This window comes from Streptomyces sp. NPDC003284, from assembly GCF_053589675.1.
This window is the reverse complement of sequence record NZ_JBSFSI010000014.1, coordinates 195,238-215,324: the sequence shown is the minus strand read 5'-3', so window position 1 is coordinate 215,324 and position 20,087 is coordinate 195,238. Positions and strand designations below refer to the sequence as shown.

20 protein-coding genes are annotated in these 20,087 nt (G+C 74.7%); 6 read left to right on the top strand and 14 right to left on the bottom strand.

What is annotated here, in order from left to right; genetic code table 11:
* Positions 1 to 94 precede the first annotated feature (94 nt).
* From ACWDYF_RS26930 to ACWDYF_RS26915, 4 genes are all read right to left on the bottom strand, one after another.
* The gene (locus ACWDYF_RS26930; protein WP_389472029.1) at positions 95 to 1,258 is read right to left on the bottom strand and encodes a PP2C family protein-serine/threonine phosphatase; all 1,164 of its coding nucleotides are present in this window, start codon (positions 1,256 to 1,258) and stop codon (positions 95 to 97) included.
* Between the two features lie 125 nt (positions 1,259 to 1,383).
* Positions 1,384 to 2,574 carry a beta-1,3-glucanase family protein gene (locus tag ACWDYF_RS26925; protein ID WP_389472032.1) on the bottom strand — a complete coding sequence of 397 codons (1,191 nt, stop codon included), beginning with the start codon at positions 2,572 to 2,574 and terminating at the stop codon, positions 1,384 to 1,386.
* 328 nt (positions 2,575 to 2,902) lie between these two features.
* Complete coding sequence (locus tag ACWDYF_RS26920) at positions 2,903 to 3,796, bottom strand: Gfo/Idh/MocA family protein (RefSeq protein WP_389472035.1); 894 nt, start codon at positions 3,794 to 3,796, stop codon at positions 2,903 to 2,905.
* A gap of 155 nt (positions 3,797 to 3,951) precedes the next feature.
* Positions 3,952 to 4,209 (bottom strand): hypothetical protein, encoded by a 258-nt coding sequence (locus ACWDYF_RS26915; protein ID WP_389472037.1) that lies wholly within the window; start codon positions 4,207 to 4,209, stop codon positions 3,952 to 3,954.
* 227 nt (positions 4,210 to 4,436) lie between these two features.
* On the opposite strand from ACWDYF_RS26915, the gene ACWDYF_RS26910 reads away from it, so the two are divergent.
* A complete protein-coding gene (locus tag ACWDYF_RS26910; RefSeq protein WP_389472039.1) occupies positions 4,437 to 5,255 on the top strand; it encodes an SAM-dependent methyltransferase in 819 nt (272 codons plus the stop codon).
* 100 nt (positions 5,256 to 5,355) lie between these two features.
* Here ACWDYF_RS26910 and ACWDYF_RS26905 read toward each other — a convergent pair whose 3' ends face one another.
* A complete protein-coding gene (locus ACWDYF_RS26905) occupies positions 5,356 to 6,276 on the bottom strand; it encodes a helix-turn-helix domain-containing protein (RefSeq protein ID WP_381744673.1) in 921 nt (306 codons plus the stop codon).
* Positions 6,277 to 6,405: 129 nt separating this feature from the next.
* Positions 6,406 to 6,639 carry a DUF397 domain-containing protein gene (locus ACWDYF_RS26900; RefSeq protein ID WP_037873275.1) on the bottom strand — a complete coding sequence of 78 codons (234 nt, stop codon included), beginning with the start codon at positions 6,637 to 6,639 and terminating at the stop codon, positions 6,406 to 6,408.
* A gap of 426 nt (positions 6,640 to 7,065) precedes the next feature.
* Between ACWDYF_RS26900 and ACWDYF_RS26895 the strand changes: the two genes are divergently transcribed.
* Both ACWDYF_RS26895 and ACWDYF_RS26890 read left to right on the top strand, forming a co-directional pair.
* Entirely contained in the window at positions 7,066 to 7,608 is a 543-nt protein-coding gene (locus ACWDYF_RS26895; protein ID WP_389472043.1) for a hypothetical protein, read from the top strand.
* A 680-nt stretch (positions 7,609 to 8,288) separates the two neighbouring features.
* Entirely contained in the window at positions 8,289 to 8,546 is a 258-nt protein-coding gene (locus ACWDYF_RS26890; RefSeq protein WP_064531148.1) for a DUF5133 domain-containing protein, read from the top strand.
* 80 nt (positions 8,547 to 8,626) lie between these two features.
* On the opposite strand, the gene tgmB is transcribed toward ACWDYF_RS26890, so the two are convergent.
* The 3 genes from tgmB to ACWDYF_RS26875 form a co-directional block, all read right to left on the bottom strand.
* Positions 8,627 to 9,583 carry an ATP-grasp ribosomal peptide maturase gene (gene tgmB / locus ACWDYF_RS26885; RefSeq protein WP_018566458.1) on the bottom strand — a complete coding sequence of 319 codons (957 nt, stop codon included), beginning with the start codon at positions 9,581 to 9,583 and terminating at the stop codon, positions 8,627 to 8,629.
* Positions 9,584 to 9,598: 15 nt separating this feature from the next.
* Positions 9,599 to 9,790 carry a putative ATP-grasp-modified RiPP gene (tgmA, locus tag ACWDYF_RS26880; RefSeq protein WP_018566459.1) on the bottom strand — a complete coding sequence of 64 codons (192 nt, stop codon included), beginning with the start codon at positions 9,788 to 9,790 and terminating at the stop codon, positions 9,599 to 9,601.
* A 121-nt stretch (positions 9,791 to 9,911) separates the two neighbouring features.
* Entirely contained in the window at positions 9,912 to 10,232 is a 321-nt protein-coding gene (locus tag ACWDYF_RS26875) for a DUF1232 domain-containing protein (protein WP_389472191.1), read from the bottom strand.
* Between the two features lie 195 nt (positions 10,233 to 10,427).
* On the opposite strand from ACWDYF_RS26875, the gene ACWDYF_RS26870 reads away from it, so the two are divergent.
* The gene (locus ACWDYF_RS26870; RefSeq protein ID WP_389472048.1) at positions 10,428 to 11,543 is read left to right on the top strand and encodes a hypothetical protein; all 1,116 of its coding nucleotides are present in this window, start codon (positions 10,428 to 10,430) and stop codon (positions 11,541 to 11,543) included.
* Positions 11,544 to 11,638: 95 nt separating this feature from the next.
* Here ACWDYF_RS26870 and ACWDYF_RS26865 read toward each other — a convergent pair whose 3' ends face one another.
* The 4 genes from ACWDYF_RS26865 to ACWDYF_RS26850 form a co-directional block, all read right to left on the bottom strand.
* Complete coding sequence (locus ACWDYF_RS26865; RefSeq protein WP_381744676.1) at positions 11,639 to 13,738, bottom strand: xanthine dehydrogenase family protein molybdopterin-binding subunit; 2,100 nt, start codon at positions 13,736 to 13,738, stop codon at positions 11,639 to 11,641.
* A 60-nt stretch (positions 13,739 to 13,798) separates the two neighbouring features.
* Positions 13,799 to 14,791, bottom strand: coding sequence for an FAD binding domain-containing protein (locus ACWDYF_RS26860; protein ID WP_389472051.1), 993 nt, complete (start codon positions 14,789 to 14,791; stop codon positions 13,799 to 13,801).
* Positions 14,788 to 15,327 carry a (2Fe-2S)-binding protein gene (locus ACWDYF_RS26855; protein WP_381744678.1) on the bottom strand — a complete coding sequence of 180 codons (540 nt, stop codon included), beginning with the start codon at positions 15,325 to 15,327 and terminating at the stop codon, positions 14,788 to 14,790. The genes ACWDYF_RS26860 and ACWDYF_RS26855 overlap by 4 nt, the downstream gene beginning before the upstream one ends.
* Positions 15,328 to 15,450: 123 nt before the next feature.
* Positions 15,451 to 16,698 (bottom strand): hypothetical protein, encoded by a 1,248-nt coding sequence (locus ACWDYF_RS26850; protein ID WP_389472055.1) that lies wholly within the window; start codon positions 16,696 to 16,698, stop codon positions 15,451 to 15,453.
* Between the two features lie 437 nt (positions 16,699 to 17,135).
* Between ACWDYF_RS26850 and ACWDYF_RS26845 the strand changes: the two genes are divergently transcribed.
* Positions 17,136 to 17,369, top strand: coding sequence for a chaplin (locus tag ACWDYF_RS26845; RefSeq protein WP_026252304.1), 234 nt, complete (start codon positions 17,136 to 17,138; stop codon positions 17,367 to 17,369).
* 123 nt (positions 17,370 to 17,492) lie between these two features.
* On the opposite strand, the gene ACWDYF_RS26840 is transcribed toward ACWDYF_RS26845, so the two are convergent.
* Positions 17,493 to 18,857 (bottom strand): FAD-dependent oxidoreductase, encoded by a 1,365-nt coding sequence (locus tag ACWDYF_RS26840; RefSeq protein ID WP_381744680.1) that lies wholly within the window; start codon positions 18,855 to 18,857, stop codon positions 17,493 to 17,495.
* Positions 18,858 to 19,158: 301 nt separating this feature from the next.
* Here ACWDYF_RS26840 and ACWDYF_RS26835 point away from each other — a divergent pair, with 301 nt between their 5' ends.
* Positions 19,159 to 20,082, top strand: a complete 924-nt coding sequence (locus ACWDYF_RS26835) for a DMT family transporter (RefSeq protein WP_389472059.1) — start codon at positions 19,159 to 19,161, stop codon at positions 20,080 to 20,082.
* The last annotated feature ends 5 nt before the right edge of the window (positions 20,083 to 20,087 follow it).

The following is a 20,087-nucleotide window of genomic DNA, read 5'->3' as shown; positions in this document are numbered from 1 at the left end:
CCCGGGAACCGCCACGCGCACCGACGCTCTCCCGCCGCCCTCGCGCGCTGCCACGGGCCACGGGCCTCGGGGCGCTGTGCGCGGCCGGGTGCGCTCAGGGGGCCCGAGTGGTTCGGGTCCGGTCCGGATCGGCTCGGCGGTCCGGGTCCGGCGGGCCCGGTGTCAGGACGAGCATCGTCACGTCGTCGCGGATCGTCCCGCAGTGCGCGAGGACGTCGGCCAGCACGCGGTCGGCCAGGGCCGCCGGATCGCGGTCGGCCAGCAGGGGCAGCCGGTCCAGCAGCGGGTAGAACGTGCCGTCGGTGTTCCTCGCCTCGGTGACCCCGTCCGAGGCGAGGAACAGCACATCGCCGGGGAGCAGCCGCTCGATGTGCCCGTCGTGCGGCGGGAGCGCGTCGGACAGGCCGAGACCGAGCGGGGTCCAGGGGATGACGGCGATCTCCGTCGCGGCACCCCCGCGCAGCAGGATCGGCGGCGGATGGCCGCACGTCACGATCCGCACCGAGCGCGCGTCCCCGGAGAACTCCAGCAGCACCGCCGTGGCGAACAGCTCCGCGTGCCGCACCTCGGCCGAGTCGACCACGAGGCGGCGGTCCAGCGCGGCCACCATCTCCGGCAGGCCCGGCCGGTCGAGCACCGCCTCCCGGAAACTGCCCAGCAGCGCGGCGACCGTGGAGACCGCCGCGAGCCCGTGCCCCTGCACATCGCCGATGACCGCCCGTACGCCCCCGGGCCCGCGCCGCACGTCGAAGAAGTCCCCGCCGACCAGTGTGCCGCGCTGCGCGGCCCGGTACAGACCGGCGCAGCGCACCGGCCCCACCCGCTCGGGCAGCGGCGGCACGACGGCCCGCTGCGCGGCCTCGGCGACCGTACGCGCCAGGTCCAGCTGGGCGTCGCGGCGGCTGCGCACGTACGACAGCAGGACACTGAGCACGGCCACGAAGGTGACCGTCTCCAGGTCGGTGTTGCCGGGATGGTCCAGCTGGAAGGCCGGCACGCTCAGCAGGACCACCACCACGCCGCCGAGCAGCGCGGTGGTCAGCGGCCCGTACGACAGCACGGCCAGCGGCGGGATGGCGCCCAGCAGGAACCCTATGTCGAGCGGGCTCGGGCTCAGCAGCGTCACCACACACACCACGGCGGCCAGCGCCACCGGCAGCGCCCGCACCCAGCGCGGCGGCGGGGCACCCCGCAGCCAGCCCCGCCGGTACGGGTCCCGGCGCGGCGACCGCGACAGCAGGGCAGGAGGCTTCACCACACCACCACGCTGCTACGCCGTCCCCGACCCCGCACCCCGGAACCGCCCCGCGGGTGCCGGGAGCGGCCCGCGGCGACCGGGCGGCGCGGCGGCGCGGCGCCACGTCCCGGACGCGACGACAGGCCCTAGAACGGCGTGAGGGTCAGCCGGAGCCCGGCGGGCGCCGTGTCCTGGATGTAGGAGGCGAAGCCCGCCACGTCGTCGAAGGCGAAGCCGTACGCCTTGCCGTCCACGGTCGCCGCGTGCACCGCGCGCGAGTAGTGGTTGGTGATCCCGGCCGCGTAGAAGGAGCCCGCGTCGGTCACCGGCTGCGGGGCGCCGCTCAGCAGCACCGACCGGTTGAACCCGGCGCCGAGCACGGCCGCGACCGGCCCGGTCGTCCCGTCGTTGGGCGCGGCGAGCGCGCCGTCGCAGAACAGGACGTCCCGGGTCGACGGCTTGGCGAAGGAGACGGAGGCCGGCCCGGTGAAGACGAGCCGGCCGTCACGCACCCGGCCGGTGAAGGTGCCCGCGTCGGTGGCGACCGTGAGGTCCTTGCCGCCGTAGGCGTCCCACACCTCGTCGATGGCGGGGGCGAAGTAGTTCGCGGGGAACAGCCCGGCGTCCAGGCCGTGCCCCGGGGCGATCACCCGGGTGTCGTCCACGACGAGCCGCGCGAAGTCACCGGCCTGCCGCACGGCGTCGAACACGGCGGCCCGGCCGCCGTCGCGCACGGTGCCCGTGGTCTGGTCCTGCGCGCCGGTCAGCCGCAGGCTCATCGGCACGCTGAACATGTCGACCATCGTCGTGTTGCAGAACATGCCGGAGGCGTTGTACGTGAACTCGGCGCAGTCGTGCAGCACCGGATGGTTGGGGTCGGAGGACACCCAGCCCGCCGGGTACTGGAGCGCCGGTCGCCCGTCGCCGTCGGTGACCGCGCGCAGCCTGAGCTTCTGCCCGAGGGAGACATAGATCCGGCCGGACATGTACGGCAGCGACAGCCGGGTCTCGCCGCCGCCCGCGAGCGGGATCGCGTAGTCGGTGAAGCCGTCCGTGCCGTTGTCCGCGACCGAGACGGGCGCGAGGGTGCCGTCGGGGGTGACCCGGACCTGGGCGCCGTCCTGGTTGCCGACGATGTACACGTGGACGGAGGCGTTGTCGAAGGAACCGCTGTCGTTGGCGATCGTCAGCGGGAGCGCGCCCGCCGCCGCGGAGCGGGCCGGGCCCGCCAGGGCGCGTGGGGCGAGGGCGGCGAGGGCGGGCGCCGCGAGGGCTGTGCCGCCGAGAGCGGTGAGGAACGTCCTGCGGCCGAGCGGACGCTGGTGACGAGGAGCCATGTGGGGGAGCCTCCTTGAAGCCGGACGGGGGGTGTGGGGGAGGGGCGGCGATGCGTGTGAGAGCGCTCTCACCGCCGCCGGAGGGCCCGATGCTACGCAGCACCGCCCACCGCGCCAACCCCTTGCGCCCCACCCCGACTCCCGCTTCCTCCACGGCGGTTGACCGCAGGACGGGCAATTCGGAATCACTTGGTCCGGGGGCACGCGCCTTCGCGAGAGCCTTGCGGGGCGGCGGACCGGGCCCGGGGGATCGGCCCGCCTTCCGCACCTTCCGCAACCTTCCGCACCCCCCGCCCGGCCGGTCTCCCGGCTCAGCCGCGCCCCGGGCTCAGCCGCCGTCGCGGTCCAGCAGGTCACCGGCCTCCGCGAGGATCTCCGTGACCCGCAGCCCGAACGCGGCGTCGCACGGGTGCGGGCGCCCGGTGCGGGCGGCTTCCGTGAGGGCGTCGGCCGCCCGCGCGAAGGCGACGACGGCCTCCTCGGTGCCCTCCGGCAGGACGGCCGCCCCCGCCGTGCCCCGCACCTCCACCGCCGTCCCGGCCGCGGCGGGCGGGGCGGAGAGGCTCAGCGTGAGGGTGCTGGAGGCGCCACCGGCGTGGTCGAGGACCACATGCACGGTGTCCCCGGGGCCGGGCGCGGCGGCCGTCACCCGCCGTACGTCACCGAGGACGGGCAGCAGCACCGACAGCGCGTGCGGGCCCACGTCCCACAGCGCGCCCTTCTCCCGCCGCCACGGCGAGGCCGCGAACGGACTGTCCTCGGCACCGCCGAACAGGGCGCCGAGCCACTGCGCCCGGCCCGTGAACCAGCCGCCCCGCTCCGCCTGTTCGGCGATCCACGCCTGCGGCGCGCTCTGGAAGCGGGTGGTGAAGAAGACCACCGAGGCCACCTGCGCCCGCTCGGCGGCCCCGACCACCGCGCGGGCCTGCTCCACCGTCGGCGCCAGCGGCTTGTCCAGCAGCAGATGGCACCCGGCGCGGGCCGCGCGCACCGCCAACTCCGCCTGCACGTCCGGCGGCAGCGCGACGGCGACCGCGTCCACGTCCGCGAGCAGCGCGTCGGCGTCGGCGTAGGCACGGGTGCCGTGCCGCTCGGCCAGCTCCTCGGCGGCGGCCGCACGGCGGCCCCACACCCCGGCGAACTCCAGCCCGTCGTGCCCGCCGAGGGCCGGGGCGTGGACCATCTGGGCCCAGGGGCCGGTGCCGAGCAGTCCGATGCGCATGCGGTTGCCTCTCCACGGTGCCGAACGAGGTGACGGCCCGCGTCCGTGCGGGCCGGTCCCGCCCGAGGGTGCCACAGCGGCCCGCGGCCACGGCGAGCGGGCGTGGGCCCGGAGCGCCGGAGCGTCACCGCGCCGGGCCGCTCACCGGACCCCGGTCAGGCGGCGTGCCGCCGCCCCGGGTCCCGTCCCGGTGCATGCGCCGCTGCGTCCTGGTCCTCCTGCTCCTCCCGCTCCTCCCGCGCGGCCACCGCTCCGGCGGTGCGGCGGCCGCCGGGGACCAGCCGCAGATGCCCGCGGTGCCGGGCGGGCCGGCCGCGGGCCGGGGCCGGTGCGGACACCCGGTCCTCGATCCGGTCCATGATCAGCAGCAGTCCACCCACGAACGGCAGCAACAGCACAGCGACGACCACCACGACGCCTCCTCCTCCGACAGCCAGGCGGGTGCTCCGAACCGTGCCTTCGATGGGTCCGGCGGTGTGAAGAATCCGTGACGATCGGGTGGATCAGGACGTTCGGCGGCCGTGTCCGGGCAGCCCGCCCGTCCCGTGGCTGGTGACGGCGAACGGGGCCTCCGTAGGATGTAACCTCTGTTCGGACCGGGCCCGTTGACGCGGTGGACCCGGTGAACCTGGGGGAATGGATGCCTGCGGAGAACCAGCTGTCCACCAACATCGACGAGCATGTGCCGACCGCCGCGCGCATGTACGACCACTACCTCGGCGGCAAGGACAACTACGCGGCGGACCGCGCGGCGTGCGAGGAACTCGACAAGGTCGTCCCGAGCACGCGCCGGCTCGCCCTGAACAACCGCCGCTTCCTCCAGCGGGCCGTCCGCACCCTCGCCCAGGACTACGGGATACGCCAGTTCCTGGACCACGGCTCCGGTCTGCCCACCCAGGACAACGTCCACCAGGTCGCCCAGCGCATCGACCCGGACACCCACGTCGTCTACGTGGACAACGACCCCATGGTGCTGGTGCACGGCCGCGCCCTCCTCCAGCAGGACGAGCGCACCGCGGTCATACACGCCGACATGCGGCAGACCGACGAGATCTTCGCGCACGAGGACACCCGGCGGCTGATCGACCTCTCCCAGCCGGTGGCGGTGCTGTTCAACTCCGTCTTCCACTGCATCCCGGACAGCGGCACCGACGGCCCGCTCGCCGTGGTCCGGCGGGTCCGGGAGCGGCTGGTGCCCGGCAGCATCCTGCTGATGTGCCAACTGGTCAGCGGGGAAGCCGAGGTGCGGGAGTTCGTCACCGACTTCATGGACAAGGCCACCCAGGGGCACTGGGGGAGGGTGCGCGAGGAGAAGGACGTCGCCGAGTGGTTCGAGGGCCTCGATGTCCTGGAGCCGGGTCTGGTCGAGGTCTCCACCTGGCGCCCCGACACCGAGGTGGCGCCCCGTCAGCTCACCCACGAATGGGTGGAGTTCGGTGGCATAGGCGTGGTCCGCTGAGCAGCGGAAGAACGGGGAGCCGGGGAGCGAAGGAAGCCGAGGAAGCGGCGGGAGGGAGCGGGCCGCGGGCGTCCTGCCGCGTCCCGGACGCGGCGCGCGCTCAGGGCGCCGAGTAGCGCTGCCGGGCCGTGGTGCGCAGCAGTTCCAGTGACTTCGCCGGCGTCAGGGCCTCGTCGGCCAGCCGGTCCAGGGCGATCCGGTACTCCTCGGTCTCGTCCCGGTCCTCAAGGAAGTTGGCGCTCCTGATGTGTTCCAGGTAGACGACGTCCGGCAGATCGAGCCCGCCGAAGCGCAGATAGGTGATGGGTATCGCGGGTGCGGACGCGTTGGTCACGTCCAGCGGCACCACCTGCACCGTGACATGCGGGAGCTGTGCCGTCTCGATCAGATGGTCGAGCTGCTCGCGCATGATCTCGCGGCTGCCGAGGACGCGCAGCAGCACCGACTCGTCGAGCACCGCCCACAACTGCGGCGGATCCTCGCGGCGCAGCAGATCGGTGCGCCGGGTGCGCAGCTCCACCCGCCGCTGCACCTCGTGCGACGGCGCGGTCGGCAGTCCGCGCTCCACCACCGCCCGGGTGTACGCCGGGATCTGGAGCAGACCGGGCACGTACTGGAGCTCGAAGGTACGGATCGCGGCCGCGGCCTCCTGGAGACCGACGAGGCGGTCGAACCACTCGGGCATCAGCCGCTTGTCGTACCGCTGCCACCAGCCGGGCTCACCGGCCCGCCGCAGCAGCTTCAGCAGGACCGAGGACTCGTACTCGTCGGTGCCGTAGAGCTGAAGGAGGGCGCGCACGTCGCCCTCCGCCGGGGGCCGACGGCCCTTGCCCGACTCGATGCGCGAGAGTTTCGCGGCACTGAAGCCGAGACCCCGGGCCGCCTGCTCCTGGGACAGTCCGGCGTCCTCGCGGAAGCCGGTGAGCTGTACACCGACCAGCAACTTCAGCAAAGTGGGCGCCGGTTCGGAACCGTCCAGATAGGGTTCGAGGCGGGAGTGGCCTTGCGACTCGGCGGACATCCTGACTCCCCAGTGGACCGGCGGACTTGAGATGGACACTATCGCACCGGTCCCGCACGGAGGGCATCCGTCCGAACACCTATCGGTAACTCGGCAACCGCCCTCCGCTTGCCCGCGGAGGGCCGTCGATCACCACAGCAGGTGGTCGAACTCGCCCTCCTTGGCGCCCGCCAGGAACGCCGCCACCTCGGCCGGGGTGTAGACGAGGGCCGGCCCGTCGGGGTCCCGGGAGTTGCGCACCGCTATCCCGCCGCCGTTCAGGGCGGCGACCTCCACACAGTTGCCCTCGGCGTTGCTGTGCCTGCTCTTGATCCAGCGGGCGTCCAAAGAGCTGGCCCGCACTCCGTTCGGCGTCGATGGCACCGCAGTCTCCTCGCTGTTCACGTTCCGTCGTGAGGTGCGCCGGGCCGCTGTTGGGCTCCGGCGGGTTGCTTCCGGATCCTTCCCCGTCCCGCGCACTTTCACGAGAAATTTCGCGTGCAATTGCACGCGGGCGCTGACAGCGTGGATAATAGCGGGGGCGTCAACCCCCTTGTGGGCGCCGACAGATGACGTCTCATCAGGGAGATGCCGTGCTCTCGTCCGCGAGTCTCCCGCCCGGAAGACCGGGCGCAGCGGACCCGGTCCTGCCCGGATCGCCCCACCTCGTCCGCGCCACCGGTGCGGGACGCGCCCGGATCCGCACCTCCCCGTCCCGGTCCGTCCGGACGGCCGGGGCGACGCGGCCCGCGCACCCGCCCCGCTGAAGGACCCACCCCCCATACGACCGCCGCGGAAAGGCCCGATGCCATGCGCACCGCACCGACGGAGCAGCCGAGCACCCAGCGCACCGACCGCGCCCCCCATGCCGCCGCCGCGGCCGCCGCACCCCTCTCGGCCCTGGGGCAGGTGCCCTGGAGCGACATCCGGGACGCCACCGGCTCCGCGGCCGGCATCCCCCCGCTGCTGCGCAGCATGGCCCGGGGCGACGCCGAGGCCGCGCGGGCGGCCCTCAAGGAGCTGCGCGGACGCATCTGCCAGTACGGCTTCGTGGTGGAGCAGGCGACCGCCCCCACCGTGCCCTTCCTCTGGGAGCTGGCCCGGACGCCCCAGGTGACCTGCCGGCCGCAGATCATCCAACTGCTCAGGAACATCGCCGACGCCCGCCAGTGGGAGAGCGTCGCCGCCGTCTACCCCAAGCTCCTCAACCACCGGGAGAACCCTGTGGTGTGGGAGCGGCGGGCCCGGCAGGCGGTCCGGGCCCGCTCCGGCGCCCTGCGGGAGCTGCTCGCCGAGCAGGACGGTGAGATCAACCGGGTCACCGTAGAACTGGCCGACGCCCTCGCCGGGTGACCCGGCCCCCGGGACTTTCCACCGGTATGCCCGCTTTTCCCGTGCGATCCGGGCGGCCCTGACCCCGGGGGCGGGAGATCACTGGCCCGTTCTCGTCCGTCGGGATCCCGCCAGGCGCCCGAAGATTCCGCCGCCCCCGCCCCTCGTCGGCCGCAATCCCTGTGCCGTGCCGGGCTTCTGACGCGCTGTTCTCCTGCCCGCCCGGTGCGTGGCGCCGACCCAATCTTGGTCGAAGGGCCGAAAAGCACCTATATTGCGGATACCTTCTGCCGGGTCGTACGGCGCCGTGCCGCCGTGACCGGGGGCTGCCCGCGCAGGTGGGCCGAGTGCGCAGCGGAGGCCCCGGTGACCGTCACCCAGCGGATCGAGCGTGGTGCGCGGCCCTGTCGCGCGCGGCGCGTCCGCGGCGCCGCGCCCCGCCCCGACCAGGGCCCGGCGGCGCACCGCGGCGGCGCGTGCGGCACCCGCCGCTCCGAGGCCCCCGGCCCCTTCCTCCCCTCCGCCGGGGACGCGCCGTCCCCGGGCCGGATATCCGAGAGCCGCGCGGTGTGCCGGTCGTTCCACGGATGATCCACCGGGAATCGACTGAATCTGGTCAATCATGTCTCGCGAGGCGGTCGGCATGCATGGCACGGCGTGCCTGGGGCATACGCAGCAAAAAATCGAGAGAGGGGCGCTCCGTGCTGGTTCCGGACCCGAAGATCGTCAGGACGTTGCTGACTCGGTACGCATCACTGAAGATCGCGCAGGCTGAGAGGGAGCGGGCCGATGCGGCTCGGGAGCTGGAGGACGTCAGTTACACCCTGTGCGTCATGATGGGCACGACGAGCATCCACGACGCGATCGTCCGCGCGGACGCGCTGCTGCTGGCCACCGGCCGGACGGCGGAGGCGGCACAGGACACCGACGGCGACAGCGGTCTTTCGCTGGCCGTCTGAACGGCCTGCGTGGCGTACGGGCGGGGGCGCCCGCGGCACTTCGTGGCACTGCGTGCCGCCGGGTGCCAGGGGCAAGCAGGTCACGATCCGGCCACGGGCGCCCCCGGCCGGGCCAGCCACGCGGCGATGGTGCGGGCGATCGGCTGGCCCGTCTCCACCTCGATGAACCCGAACTGCCCCGACTGGTTGCACTCCAGGAACCACCAGGTCCCCTCGGAGTCCTCCGCGAAGTCGAAGGCACCGTACGCCAGTTCGGCCGCCCGGAGATAGGCGCGTACCGCGGCCTCCACGCCGGGCGGCACCTCGGCCGCCCGCCACGGCGTCCGCGAGGAGGCGAAGCGGACGTCCACCTCGTCCGGGTCCGCGTCCGCCGGGATCTCCTTGCGGGCCGCCAGCAGGGTGCCGCCCACGGCGGTCAGCCGGATGTCGGCCCGTTTGTCGACCCGCCGTTGCAGCAGCGTGGGGCCGTAGGCGACCGCGTCGAAGTCGGCGTCCGGCGCGACCCTGGTGGTGGGCACCGCCCGCGGCGGCTCCTGCGGATGCGCGCCGGAGACCGGCTTGACCACCAGGTCCGGGAAGCGCGCGGCGAACTCCCGGGCGGCCTGCGGGACGGTGGTGATCAGCGTCGCGGGCACCGGCAGCCCGGAGCGCTGGGCGAGCCGCAGCTGCCACGGCTTCACCCGGGCACGGCGGGCCGCGTCGGGATGGTTCATCCAGCGCGCGCCGGAGCCGCCCAGCATGCCGTACAGCGCCTGTGCCGCCTCCTCCGTGAGCCAGGACGAGGGCTGGGCGGCCCGGGACGCCGGAACGCCGGGCCGGCGCACCCAGACGGCGCGCAGCCCGCTCAGGCTCACCAGCCGCCCCCCGCAGGACAACTGGGCGTCGAACGAGCCGTGCGCGTACTCGCCCGACAGCGTGGCGCCCGCGGTCAGGTCGGCCGGGTCGAGCCGGACCACCGGGACCGAGGAGGCGTTCAGGTGGACCACCACCATGTCCGCCGTCACGTCCTCCTCGCCGGTGAGGATCAGTACGGTCATCGTCGCCGACCGTGTTCAGTCGTCGAAGTGCGTCTTGGAGCCCGCGGTCGAGGTGGTGGTGCCCAGTTCCCTCAGCAGTGCCTGGTCGCACGCGGCGATCCTGCCGTCCGGGAGCACGTTCAGCTGGAGCCCCGCGTCATAGACGTAGGGCGTACCGGCATCCCACTCCACGGCCGGACGTGCGTAGTTGAGCGCGAACGGTTGCATCGTCTCTCCCCTGTCGGTGCAGCCGCGATCAAGCGGTGGTCATCCGTGCGTTCTCGCTTGGCCCGCTGACTTTGTTTCGGGTTCCGGAGACTTATACGAATCGAACGAGTGAATGGTTTCCTCACGGAGCGTAATCATGGGCGTCCGGCAGTCCCCGGCGGCCGGAAACCACCGGCCAGGGGCCCGCCGCGCCCGCGGCGCCGTGCAGCGTGCGCAGGGCGAGGAGCAGGACACCGATGTCATCCAGATACACCGGATCGGGCAGCAGATCGACCGGCAGGACGAAATAGAGGACGGCGCCCCAGAAGACCCAGCGCGGTCCGGTCGGCAGCCCGGCGCGGCGCAGCGCCCGCCGGGCCCGCACCAGCCGGACGAACACCGTGATCGCCCCGCCCAGCACCAGGGCCGCGAGGACCGCGGTGACCAGGATCACCACCTTCATGGAGAAGTCCACGTCCCGCTCCCCTTCCTCCTCCGCACGTCCCCGGTGTCCCGCCCATCGGCTCCGCGCCACGGTCACTCGCGCGGACCTCCCGGGTGGCGCACCGGCAGAGCACGCTCTTGTAATGGCCAGGGTAAGTCGCGTGCCGCGATTCGGGGGCGCAGGAGCGGCCCGCACCCCTGCCCTGGAGCCCAGATGACCACCCGCTCTTCACCACCCCAGCCGAACCCGTCCCTCCAGTCCGTGATCGCCTTCACCGAGGAGATCCACCGGACCGGACCGCCCGGCACCCCGGCCGACGGCGGTGAGGGCGGGGCCGCGGACGGCGAACCGGCCCATCGGCCGGTGCGCTGCGCCGTGGGCGACCGGCCCCTGGAGGAGGTCGTCCGGCTCGTCACCCTCCTGGAGGGTTCCCCGCGGTACGCCGACACCACCGGCCGGGTCCTGCGCGCCGCCGCCCTGGACCGCCCGGTGGAGGACGTCGCCCGCCTCGTCGCCGAGCTGACCCGGCCGCCGCGCCCGGCCGAGAGCGCCGACGCCGCCATCCGGGCCGCCGTCGAGCACCGCGACCTCGACGAGGTCACCCGCCTGCTGGCGCTGCTGCACCGCGCGCCGCAGCGGCCGCACTGCGCCCGGGTGGCCGTCCGCGCGGCGGTCGGCGCCCGGACCGCCGGGGAACTGGCGGACCTCCTCGGCGGCCTCGCCCGCCACGACGGGAGCGGCGGCCCGCCGCCGTACACCGCCGCCGAGGACCCGTCCGCCGTCCTCCTGGAGGAACCCATCGCCGCCGGGGCGGGCACGGAGCGGTGCGCCGGTCCCGGCGGCACGTCCTGCGACCCCGAAGGACCCATGGCCGCGGCGGCGGACGACGAGTGGGCCGGGCAGGACGGCGGAGCGCGCGGACCGGGACGGCTCGTCTTCTGGCCCGGCTGGGTCGCGGCGGCGGCCCTCGTGGTGTGCGGCGCCGCCCACTTCCCGCTGCGCCCCGACGGCGCGTCCGGCCTCGTCTACGGCGCCGCCCTCGCGGCGTCGGCGCTGTGCGGCGCGCTGGCGCTCGCACTGGTCCTGCGGGCCGGGGTGACGGTCCTGGTCGCCGGATCGGTGCTGCCCGCCGCGCTGGCCGCGCTCGGCTACGCCGAGGGCCGGTTCGCACCGGCCGGGCTCTCCCGGGCCCTCGCCGTCACCGTGGCGCCGCCGTCGAGCGCCGGGCTCACCGCCGTGTGCGCCGCGCTCGCCTCGCTGGCCGCCCTCTCCCTGCTGCTGATGGTGCAGATCGCCGAACGGCACCCGGCGCCCCGGCCCGAGGGCTGACCACCGGACCGCGCGCCGCACCGCCCGGCGACGGGGGAGGGGGACCGCCGCCGAGCGGTGCGGCACGCGGCCGGGGGCCGGGACCGGAGGGCCGGTCACCCGGCCAGCCCGCCCAGCACCTTGTCCGGCGTCAGCGGCAGCTCGCGGAAGCGGACCCCGGTGGCGTGGTGGACGGCGTTGCCGACGGCCGCCGCGCTGCCCACGATGCCGATCTCACCGATCCCCTTGCTCCCCATCGGGTTGAGCCGGGTGTCGGTCTCCTCCACCCAGTACGCCTCCACGTCCGGCACGTCCGCGTGCACCGGCACGTGGTACGACGCCAGGTCGCACTCCACGAAGTCCCCGAAGACCGGATCCATGGTGCTGCCCTCGGTCAGCGCCATGCCGAGCCCCATGGTCATGCCGCCGACGAACTGCGAGCGCGCGGTACGGGCGTTCAGGATCCGTCCGGCGGCGAACACGCCGAGCATCCGGCGCACCCGCACCTCGCCGGTCACCGTGTCGACGGCGACCTCGGCGAAGTGCGCCCCGAAGGCGTGCCGGGCGAACGCGCTCCCCGCGTCGGCCTGGCCTGCGGTGTCCGCCCGCGCGCTGAGCCCTGCCCCCGGCGGTGGCCCGGCATGGTCGGCGAGCCGCTCCGCGAGCCGTCGGCACGCCTCGTGCACGGCCCAGCCCCAGGACGCGGTCCCGGAGGAGCCGCCGGCCAGCGAGGCGGGCGGCAGATCGCTGTCACCGACCTCCGTGCGCACCAGCTCCAGCGGCACGCCCAGCGCGTCCGCCGCCACCTGGGCCAGCACCGTCCGGGCCCCGGTCCCGATGTCGGTGGCGTTGATCGCGACCACGAAGGTGCCGTCGGGCAGCGCCCGCGCTCGGGCGGCGGACGGCTGCACGTACACCGGGTACGTGGCCGAGGCCACGCCCGTGCCGATCAGCAGGGGCCCCTCCGCCCGGGACCGGGGCCGCGGGTCGCGGTGGGCCCAACCGAAGCGGCGGGCGCCCTCGCGCAGGCACTCCACGAGATGCCTGCTGCTGAACGGCCTGCCGCTGTCCGGCTCCCGGTCGGGTTCGTTGCGCACCCGCAGCTCCACCGGGTCCATGCCCAGCGCACCGGCCAGTTCGTCCAGGGCGGACTCCAGCGCGTACATGCCGGGCGCCTCGCCCGGCGCGCGCATCCAGGAGGGCGAGGGCACGTCGAGGGGCACCACCCGGTGCGTGGTGAGGCTCTGCGGCACGGCGTACATGACCCGGCCGGGCACCGCCGCCTGCTCCACGAACTCCTTGATCCGCGAGGTCCAGGTGGTGGCCACATGGGTCAGGGAGGTCAGTCGGCCGTCGACGTCGGCGCCCAGGCGGATCCGGTGCAGGGTGGGTGCCCGGTGGCCGACCGCAGCGGGCAGGAAGCGGCGCGGCAGCGCCACCGTCACCGGCCGTCCGGTCGCCTTGGCGGCCAGCACGGCGAGCACCGTGTCGGGGCGGGCGGTGCCCTTGGAGCCGAAGCCGCCCCCGACGTGCTCGGAGACCACGGTGATCCGCTCCTCGGGCAGCTCGAACATCTGGGCGAGCGTGTCGCGCATCGCCGTGCCGCCCTGGCTGGAGGCGTACACGGTCAGCCGGCCGTGGCTCCAGTGGGCCGTGCTGGAGTGCGGTTCCATCGGGTGGTTGTGCAGCGGCGGCACGCGGTAGCCGACGTCGACCCGGACGGCGGAGGCGGCGAACGCGCTCTCCGGGTGGCCGTGTTCGCGGCGGCCGGGGAAGCCGCCGTTGGCGGTCTCCGGCTCGTAGGCGCCCGGATGGTCCACGCGCAGGGTGACGTCGTGTTCCTCCTGCGCGTACGTGACCTCGACCGCCTCGGCGGCGGCCCGCGCCGCCTCCGGTGACTCGGCCACGGCCAGGGCGACGAACCAGCCGCGGTGCGGCACCCGCGGGTCCTGGAGCACGGCGAGCGCCGCGTCCTCCGGTTCGGCCATCCGCGGGGCGTTCTCGCAGGTGAGGACCGTCAGGACGCCGGGCAGCGCCAGAGCGGCGGCGGTGTCGACCGCCGTCACCCGGCCCCGGGCCACCGCCGCGGGCACCGGCCAGGCGTGGACCCGGCCCGGCAGCCGGTACTCGGCGGCGTAGCGGGCGCCGCCGGTGACCTTCAGGCGTCCTTCGCGGCGCTCGACGGGAGCGCCCAGCACGGTCGCGGCGACGGACATGGGGTCCTCCTGTGGCAGGGGCGGGCGGTGGAGCGGGGCGCGGCGCCGTGCGGCCCGGGATCAGACCGCGGCGGGCGCGGCGAGCCGGGTCAGCACGTCCACGGCGAGATTGCGGGCCAGCGGCACCTTGTAGGCGTTGTCCCGCAGCGGCCGGGCCGCGGCGAGTTCCCGGTCGACGGCGGCCGCGAACGCCTCCGCGGTGACCGGGCCGCCGAGCAGGGCCTCCTCGGCGCGCCGCGCCCGCCAGGGCCGGTGGGCCAGCGCCCCGAAGGCGATCCCCGCGTGCGCCACGACGCCGTCCGCGACCCGCAGCACCACCGCGACCGAGGCCAGCGCGAAGGCGTAGGAGGCCCGGTCGCGGGCCTTGCGGTACGCCGAGGGCAGATGGGCGGCCGCCGCCGGGAGCACCACGGAGGTGATCAGCTCGCCGGGGCGCAGTTCGGTGTCCCGCTCCGGATGCTCGCCGGGCAGCCGGTGGAACTCGGCCGCCGGGACGCTGCGGGCGCCCTCCTGCCCGTACAGCTCCACGCGCGCGTCCAGGGCGGACAGCGCCACCGCCATGTCCGAGGGGTTGGTGGCGATGCACCGGTCGGAGTACCCGAGCACGGCGTGGTCGCGGTGCACGCTCTCCAGGGCGCCGCAGCCGCTGCCGGGCTCCCGCTTGGCGCACGGCTTGGACCGGTCCTGGAAATACGGGCAGCGGGTGCGCTGCATCAGGTTGCCGCCGGTGGTGGCCGCGTTGCGCAGTTGCCCGGAGGCACCCGCGAGCAGCGCCTGCGACAGCACCGGCCAGCGGTCGCGGACCAGGGGATGCGCCGCGAGGTCGCTGTTGCGCACGGTGGCGCCCACCCGCAGCGAGCCGTCGGGCAGTTCCCGCATCGTGTCCAGCGGCAGCCGGGTCACGTCGACGAGGAAGTCCGGGCGCTCCACGTCCAGCTTCATCAGGTCGACCAGATTGGTGCCGCCACCGAGATAGCGGGCCCCGGGGTGCGCGGCGAAGGCGTCCGCCGCCTCGTCCACACTGCCCGCCCGCAGATAGCCGAAGGGTTTCACGGGACGACGTCCTCCACGGCCTCGACGATGCGCGGATAGGCCCCGCAGCGGCACAGGTTGCCGCTCATCCGCTCCCGGATCTCGCGCGGATCCAGCGGGACGGGACGGCCGGGGGCGGCGGCGGGGCCGGTGACCAGCGAGGGATGGCCGGCCGCGGCCTCGGCCAGCACGCCCACGGCGGAGCAGAGCTGGCCCGGGGTGCAGTAGCCGCACTGGAAGGCGTCCCGGTCAAGGAACGCCTGCTGGAGCGGGTGCAGCTCCTCGTCGTCGTCCGCCAGGCCCTCGACGGTCGTCACCTCGCACCCCTCCAGGGTGACGGCGAGCAGCAGGCAGCCGTTCGTCCGGCGCCCGTCGACGAGGACCGTGCAGGCTCCGCACTGGCCGTGGTCGCAGCCCTTCTTCGCCCCGGTGAGACCGAGATCCTCCCGCAGCACGTCCAGCAGGACGCGGCGGTGGTCCAGGAGGAGGGTGTGGGGCTCGCCGTTGACCCGGAACGTCGTTCCGGAACGGTGCCCGGTGTGCTGGTCGCTGCCCATGGCGTGGATGACCTTCCGGACGCGTGATGCGGTGCAGACCGCGTATCCACACCGCGGCGCCTGACACGTCACCGCGGCGACCTGACAGGTCCGGGCACGCCGGGAACCCGGCCGGGCGGTGTGTCAGTCCCCGGCCGGGCCCTTCGCGGCGTCGCCGTCCCGGGGTGCGGGCGGCGGCGGTGGGGGCGGCGGCGGGGGGCCCGGCGGTGCCTGCGACGGCTCGGCCTCCGGCTCCGGCGGCGCAGCCGCGCGCCGGGTGCGGGCACCGCCCTTGAGCCGCTCCAGACCGCGGGCCAGATGCTGGAAGGGCGAAAGCCCGGCCGGACCGGCGCCCGGCCTGCGGACCGGCGGGGCACCCTCCGCGCCCGCGGCCTCGCGGTACACGGCGAGCGCCTCGTTGGCCCGCTCGGCCGCGTCGCGGTACAGGTCCCGGGACTTCGTCATCGCGTCCAGGGCCTCGGCGTACATGGCCACCAGCTCGCGCGCCCGGACCAGTTCCTCCTCCATCGTCATCAGGTGCCACTGCTCGCGCAGCACCGTCAGCGCCTGGTCGCCGCCCTCGGGCAGCGGCCTCGGCAGCGCGTCGAACCGCCGTACCGCGTCCAGGACCTCGGCCGGCTCGTTGCCGTCCAGGAAGACGCTGCGCACGGAGAACCGCTCCGCCTCGTAGCCGGGGGCCGCGGGGCTCCCGGGCAGGACGACGGCGCCGCCCCGGGGCACCCGGGCCCCGTAGTCGTCCAGCACCCAGTTCACGGCGCGCAGGCGCTGCGGGGCGGCGCGGTGCTCCACGACCCGGTGCCGCAGGCCCTCGGGCAGCAGCCGCACCAGCGCCGGGCGGCCGCGCTCGTCGGGGGTCATGGCCTCGTGCACGACGACATGGACGCACCAGGTGTCGCGCACCGCGTGCCGCAGCACCCGCCGCAGCTCCTTGTCGTCCTCGGGCAGCTGGTTGACGTCGCCGAGCCGCAGCCCGGTGACGGCCTCGTGGTCCCAGCCGGTGCCGGGCTCCTCCGCCCCGGGCGGCCGGACCGGCCAGAACATGGAGGCGGGAGAGGGCCAGCGCGGGTCCCAGGGCTGCTCCGCCTCGGCGATCAGCGTCCACTGCTGTTCGTCGGCGGCGCCGCGTGGCGGCGCGAGCGAGAGCCGGGCGCGCACGGTCACCTCGCCCGGGGCCAGCCAGCGCGCCTCGAAGACGTGCTCACGGGAGAGGTCGACGTCGTCCGGCTCGGTGTGGCTGTGCAGGACGGAGTCGGCCTCCAGCTTCTCCAGGTGACGCCGTACGGCGTCCGCCGGGGCGGGGCCACAGTGGCGGCCTCGGGCGCACCACACGGTGGGCGGGGCCGCTGGACGGGGATCGGGAGAGTTCGACATGGGCCAATCTGCGGGCGGGGACGGCGGTCGTCTCCCAGTATCACCGCAGCGGATCATGATCGGTTCGGCGGGGCCGGTGGCCGGGCCCGCGCGGAGGGTGCCCGTGGGCGCCCGCGGCCCGCCGCGACGGACTCCGGCGGAGGTCAGCGCGGTGGTGCGCCGTCGCACTCCGGCCGGGCCCGGATGCGTCGGCGGCGCTCCCGGGACCCGCGGTGCGCGGTGGTACGGCGTTGACGCGGGCCCGGCCCCGCCGCGGCCGCGCACCCGTCCCGCCCGCCGCCGCGCACCCGTCCCGTCGGCTGCCGCGCCCCGTTCGGCCCAGCCCGGCCCCCGGGGAGGCTGACGTGGCTACTCCGTTCGGCCGCCGCCTCCCACCCCGGAGCGGCGGACGCCCTCAGTGTGGAGGCACGTACCCCTTCCAACGACAGGAGTTCTCCATGAGGATCCGAATGACGGCCGCCGCGGTCCTGGCGGGTGCGGCCCTGATGACGTGCGCGGGAACCGCCGCCGCCGATGCCGGTGCGGAGGGCGTCGCGGTGGGCAGCCCCGGAGTGCTCTCCGGCAATGTCATCCAGGTCCCCATCGACCTCGGCCTGAACCTGTGCGGCAACTCGATCGACGTGATCGGGCTGCTCAACCCCGCCACCGGGAACGCGTGCGCGAACAAGTAACGGCGCCTTCGGGCGGCGTGGTGCGCCCCGGCGCACCGGCGCACCACCGACGGACGAGCCGTGCCGCCTTCGAGGGGGCACGGCTCGTCCGTGTACGTGGCCGGGGGCGCGGCGGTGCCGGTGCTACGCGCCGCTCGCCCTGAGCATGTCCTCGCGCTCGACGATCTTCACGCGCTCGCGGCCCTGCGGCTCGCCGAGCGCCTTCTCCGCGGCGTCGAGGCGGTACCAGCCGTCCCAGGTCGTGAACCGGACACCGTGCTCGGCCAGGAAGGCGTCGACGGCCTCCGGGTCCGGGGCGGCCGGGGTGTGCAGCCGGCCGGAGGCGAAGTCGTCCAGCAGGCTGGCGACCGTCTCGTTGGCGTCGCCCTTGGTGTGGCCGATCAGGCCCACCGGCCCGCGCCGGATCCAGCCCGTCACGTACGCCGACTGCACATGCTCGCCGGTCTCGCCGATGATCCGCCCGGCCTCGTCCGGGACGGTGCCCGAGTCCTCGTCCCAGGGCAGCTTCGGCAGCCGGTCGGAGAGGTAGCCCACGGCGCGGTAGACGGCCGTGACGTCCCAGTCCTTGAAGGCGCCGGTGCCCTTGACGTTGCCGGTGCCGTCCAGCTCGGTGCGCTCGGTGCGCAGCCCGGTGACCCGGCCGTCCGCGCCGAGGATCTCCGCCGGGGACTCGAAGAAGTGCAGGAACAGCTTGTGCGGGCGGTCGCCGACGTCGCGGATCGCCCAGTTCTCCAGCGTCTTGGCGACCATGTCGGCCTGCTTGTTGCCGCGCCGGGTGGCGATGGAGCCCTCGTCGTAGTCGATGTCCTCGGGGTCCACGATGACCTCGATGTTGGGGGAGTGGTCCAGCTCCCGCAGCTCCATCGGGCTGAACTTCGCCTGCGCGGGACCGCGGCGGCCGAACACGTGGATCTCCAGCGCCTTGTTGGCCTTCAGGCCCTCGTGGACGTTCGGCGGGATCTCGGTGGGCAGCAGCTCGTCGGCGGTCTTGGCGAGGATGCGGGCCACGTCCAGGGCGACGTTGCCGACGCCGAGGACGGCGACCTTCTCGGCCTGGAGCGGCCAGGTGCGCGGCACGTCCGGGTGCCCGTCGTACCAGGAGACGAAGTCGGCGGCGCCGTAGGAGCCGTCCAGGTCGGCGCCGGGCACGGACAGCGCCCGGTCGGCGGTGGCGCCGGTGGAGAAGATCACGGCGTCGTAGAAGGCGCGCAGGTCGTCCAGGCTGATGTCGCCCGGGTAGTCGACGTTGCCGAACAGGCGGATCTGGGGCTTGTCCAGCACCTGGTGCAAGGCCGTGACGATGCCCTTGATCCGGGGGTGGTCGGGGGCGACGCCGTAGCGGATCAGGCCGAACGGCGCCGGCATCCGCTCGAAGAGGTCGATGGACACACCCGGGTCGGTGGCCACGCCGGACTTGAGAAGAGCGTCGGCGGCGTAGATGCCGGCGGGGCCGGCTCCGACGATGGCTACCCGCAGGGGGCGCGGCATGATCAGGTTCCCTTCGAGCGGTGAAACGACGACTCGACGGCAACCCTAAACTAAGGCAAGCCTAAGTGGGTACGCGGGTCCGATCTATGAGGTCATAAGTCGAACTTATGACAAGCCAAAGACCTCATGATGATCGCGGACCGGCCTCCCGAACGTACCCTGCCGTCCCGTCCGGCGTCGCGCCCCCGTCCCTGCCGTCCGGTCCGGCGTCGCGTCCGTCCCGTCGTCCGGTGCGGCGTCGTCCCGTCCGGCCCCGTCGCCGCGGCAGGACGGAACGCCGTGCGTCGGGCATGGTGGACCTGTGATCGGGCTGGCCGTGTTCTTCGCCGTCATGGGCGCCGCGAGCAACGCCGTGGGGACCGCCTTCCAGCGGAAGGCCGCCTCCGCCGTGCCCACCGGCGGCGGACTGCGGCTGCTGCTCGCCCTGGCCCGGCACCCCGTGTGGCTCGCGGGCATCTGCGGGGTCGTCGCCTCCGCCGCGTTCCAGGCGCTCGCGCTGGTCAACGGACCGCTGGCGCTGGTGCAGCCGCTGTTCATCATGGAACTGCCGTTCGCCCTGCTCATCGCGGGCTCCCTCATGCACCGGGCCCTGCCCGCCCGGGGCTGGGCCGCCGTCGCCGGAGTCGTCGCGGGGCTCGCCCTGGTCCTGGTCGCCGCCTCCCCCTCCGGATCCCACGACCAGGCGCCCATGGTCCGCTGGGTGCCCGCGCTGATCGGCTGCCTGGGGGCGATGGCCGGGGCGTTCGCCCTGGCCCGCCCCGGCCGCTCGCCCCTGCTGCGCGCCGCCGCCCTGGCGGCCGCCGCCGCCATCGGCAACGCGCTGACCGCCGCCCTGCTGAAGTCCGCCAGCGGCATCCTGGCCGCCGACGGCTTCACCGCCTTCCTCACCACCTGGCAGACCTACGGGTTCGCCGTCGTCGGGGTCTGCTCGCTGCTGCTCCTGGAGAACGCCCTCCAGGCCGGTTCCCTGGCCGCCTCCCAGCCCGCCCTGACCATCGGGGACGCCACCGTGAGCCTGCTGCTGGGCGTCACCCTCTTCGGCGAGCACATCCGCACGGGCGTCTGGCTCCTGCCGGAACTGGCGGGCGCCGGCCTCATCGTCTGGGGCGTCCTGAGGCTGATCCGCGTCGTCCCGCACGCCCAGCAGACCCTCGCCGGCGACACCGTCCCGGCCTCGCCCGGCGGCCGGGTCCCGGACCCCGCGGACGGCCGGGTGGACGGCTGAGCCGG

What these genes read in the sequence shown, in the direction of transcription:
- ACWDYF_RS26850 (WP_389472055.1), bottom strand. Translation starts at nt 16,698, where the DNA reads ATGTCGAACTCTCCCGATCCCCGTCCAGCGGCCCCGCCCACCGTGTGG.
- ACWDYF_RS26905 (WP_381744673.1), bottom strand. Translation starts at nt 6,276, where the DNA reads ATGTCCGCCGAGTCGCAAGGCCACTCCCGCCTCGAACCCTATCTGGAC.
- ACWDYF_RS26895 (WP_389472043.1), top strand. Translation starts at nt 7,066, where the DNA reads ATGCGCACCGCACCGACGGAGCAGCCGAGCACCCAGCGCACCGACCGC.
- ACWDYF_RS26865 (WP_381744676.1), bottom strand. Translation starts at nt 13,738, where the DNA reads ATGTCCGTCGCCGCGACCGTGCTGGGCGCTCCCGTCGAGCGCCGCGAA.
- ACWDYF_RS26870 (WP_389472048.1), top strand. Translation starts at nt 10,428, where the DNA reads ATGACCACCCGCTCTTCACCACCCCAGCCGAACCCGTCCCTCCAGTCC.
- ACWDYF_RS26840 (WP_381744680.1), bottom strand. Translation starts at nt 18,857, where the DNA reads ATGCCGCGCCCCCTGCGGGTAGCCATCGTCGGAGCCGGCCCCGCCGGC.
- ACWDYF_RS26910 (WP_389472039.1), top strand. Translation starts at nt 4,437, where the DNA reads ATGCCTGCGGAGAACCAGCTGTCCACCAACATCGACGAGCATGTGCCG.
- tgmB (WP_018566458.1), bottom strand. Translation starts at nt 9,583, where the DNA reads ATGACCGTACTGATCCTCACCGGCGAGGAGGACGTGACGGCGGACATG.
- ACWDYF_RS26920 (WP_389472035.1), bottom strand. Translation starts at nt 3,796, where the DNA reads ATGCGCATCGGACTGCTCGGCACCGGCCCCTGGGCCCAGATGGTCCAC.
- ACWDYF_RS26875 (WP_389472191.1), bottom strand. Translation starts at nt 10,232, where the DNA reads ATGAAGGTGGTGATCCTGGTCACCGCGGTCCTCGCGGCCCTGGTGCTG.
- tgmA (WP_018566459.1), bottom strand. Translation starts at nt 9,790, where the DNA reads ATGCAACCGTTCGCGCTCAACTACGCACGTCCGGCCGTGGAGTGGGAT.
- ACWDYF_RS26845 (WP_026252304.1), top strand. Translation starts at nt 17,136, where the DNA reads ATGAGGATCCGAATGACGGCCGCCGCGGTCCTGGCGGGTGCGGCCCTG.
- ACWDYF_RS26855 (WP_381744678.1), bottom strand. Translation starts at nt 15,327, where the DNA reads ATGGGCAGCGACCAGCACACCGGGCACCGTTCCGGAACGACGTTCCGG.
- ACWDYF_RS26925 (WP_389472032.1), bottom strand. Translation starts at nt 2,574, where the DNA reads ATGGCTCCTCGTCACCAGCGTCCGCTCGGCCGCAGGACGTTCCTCACC.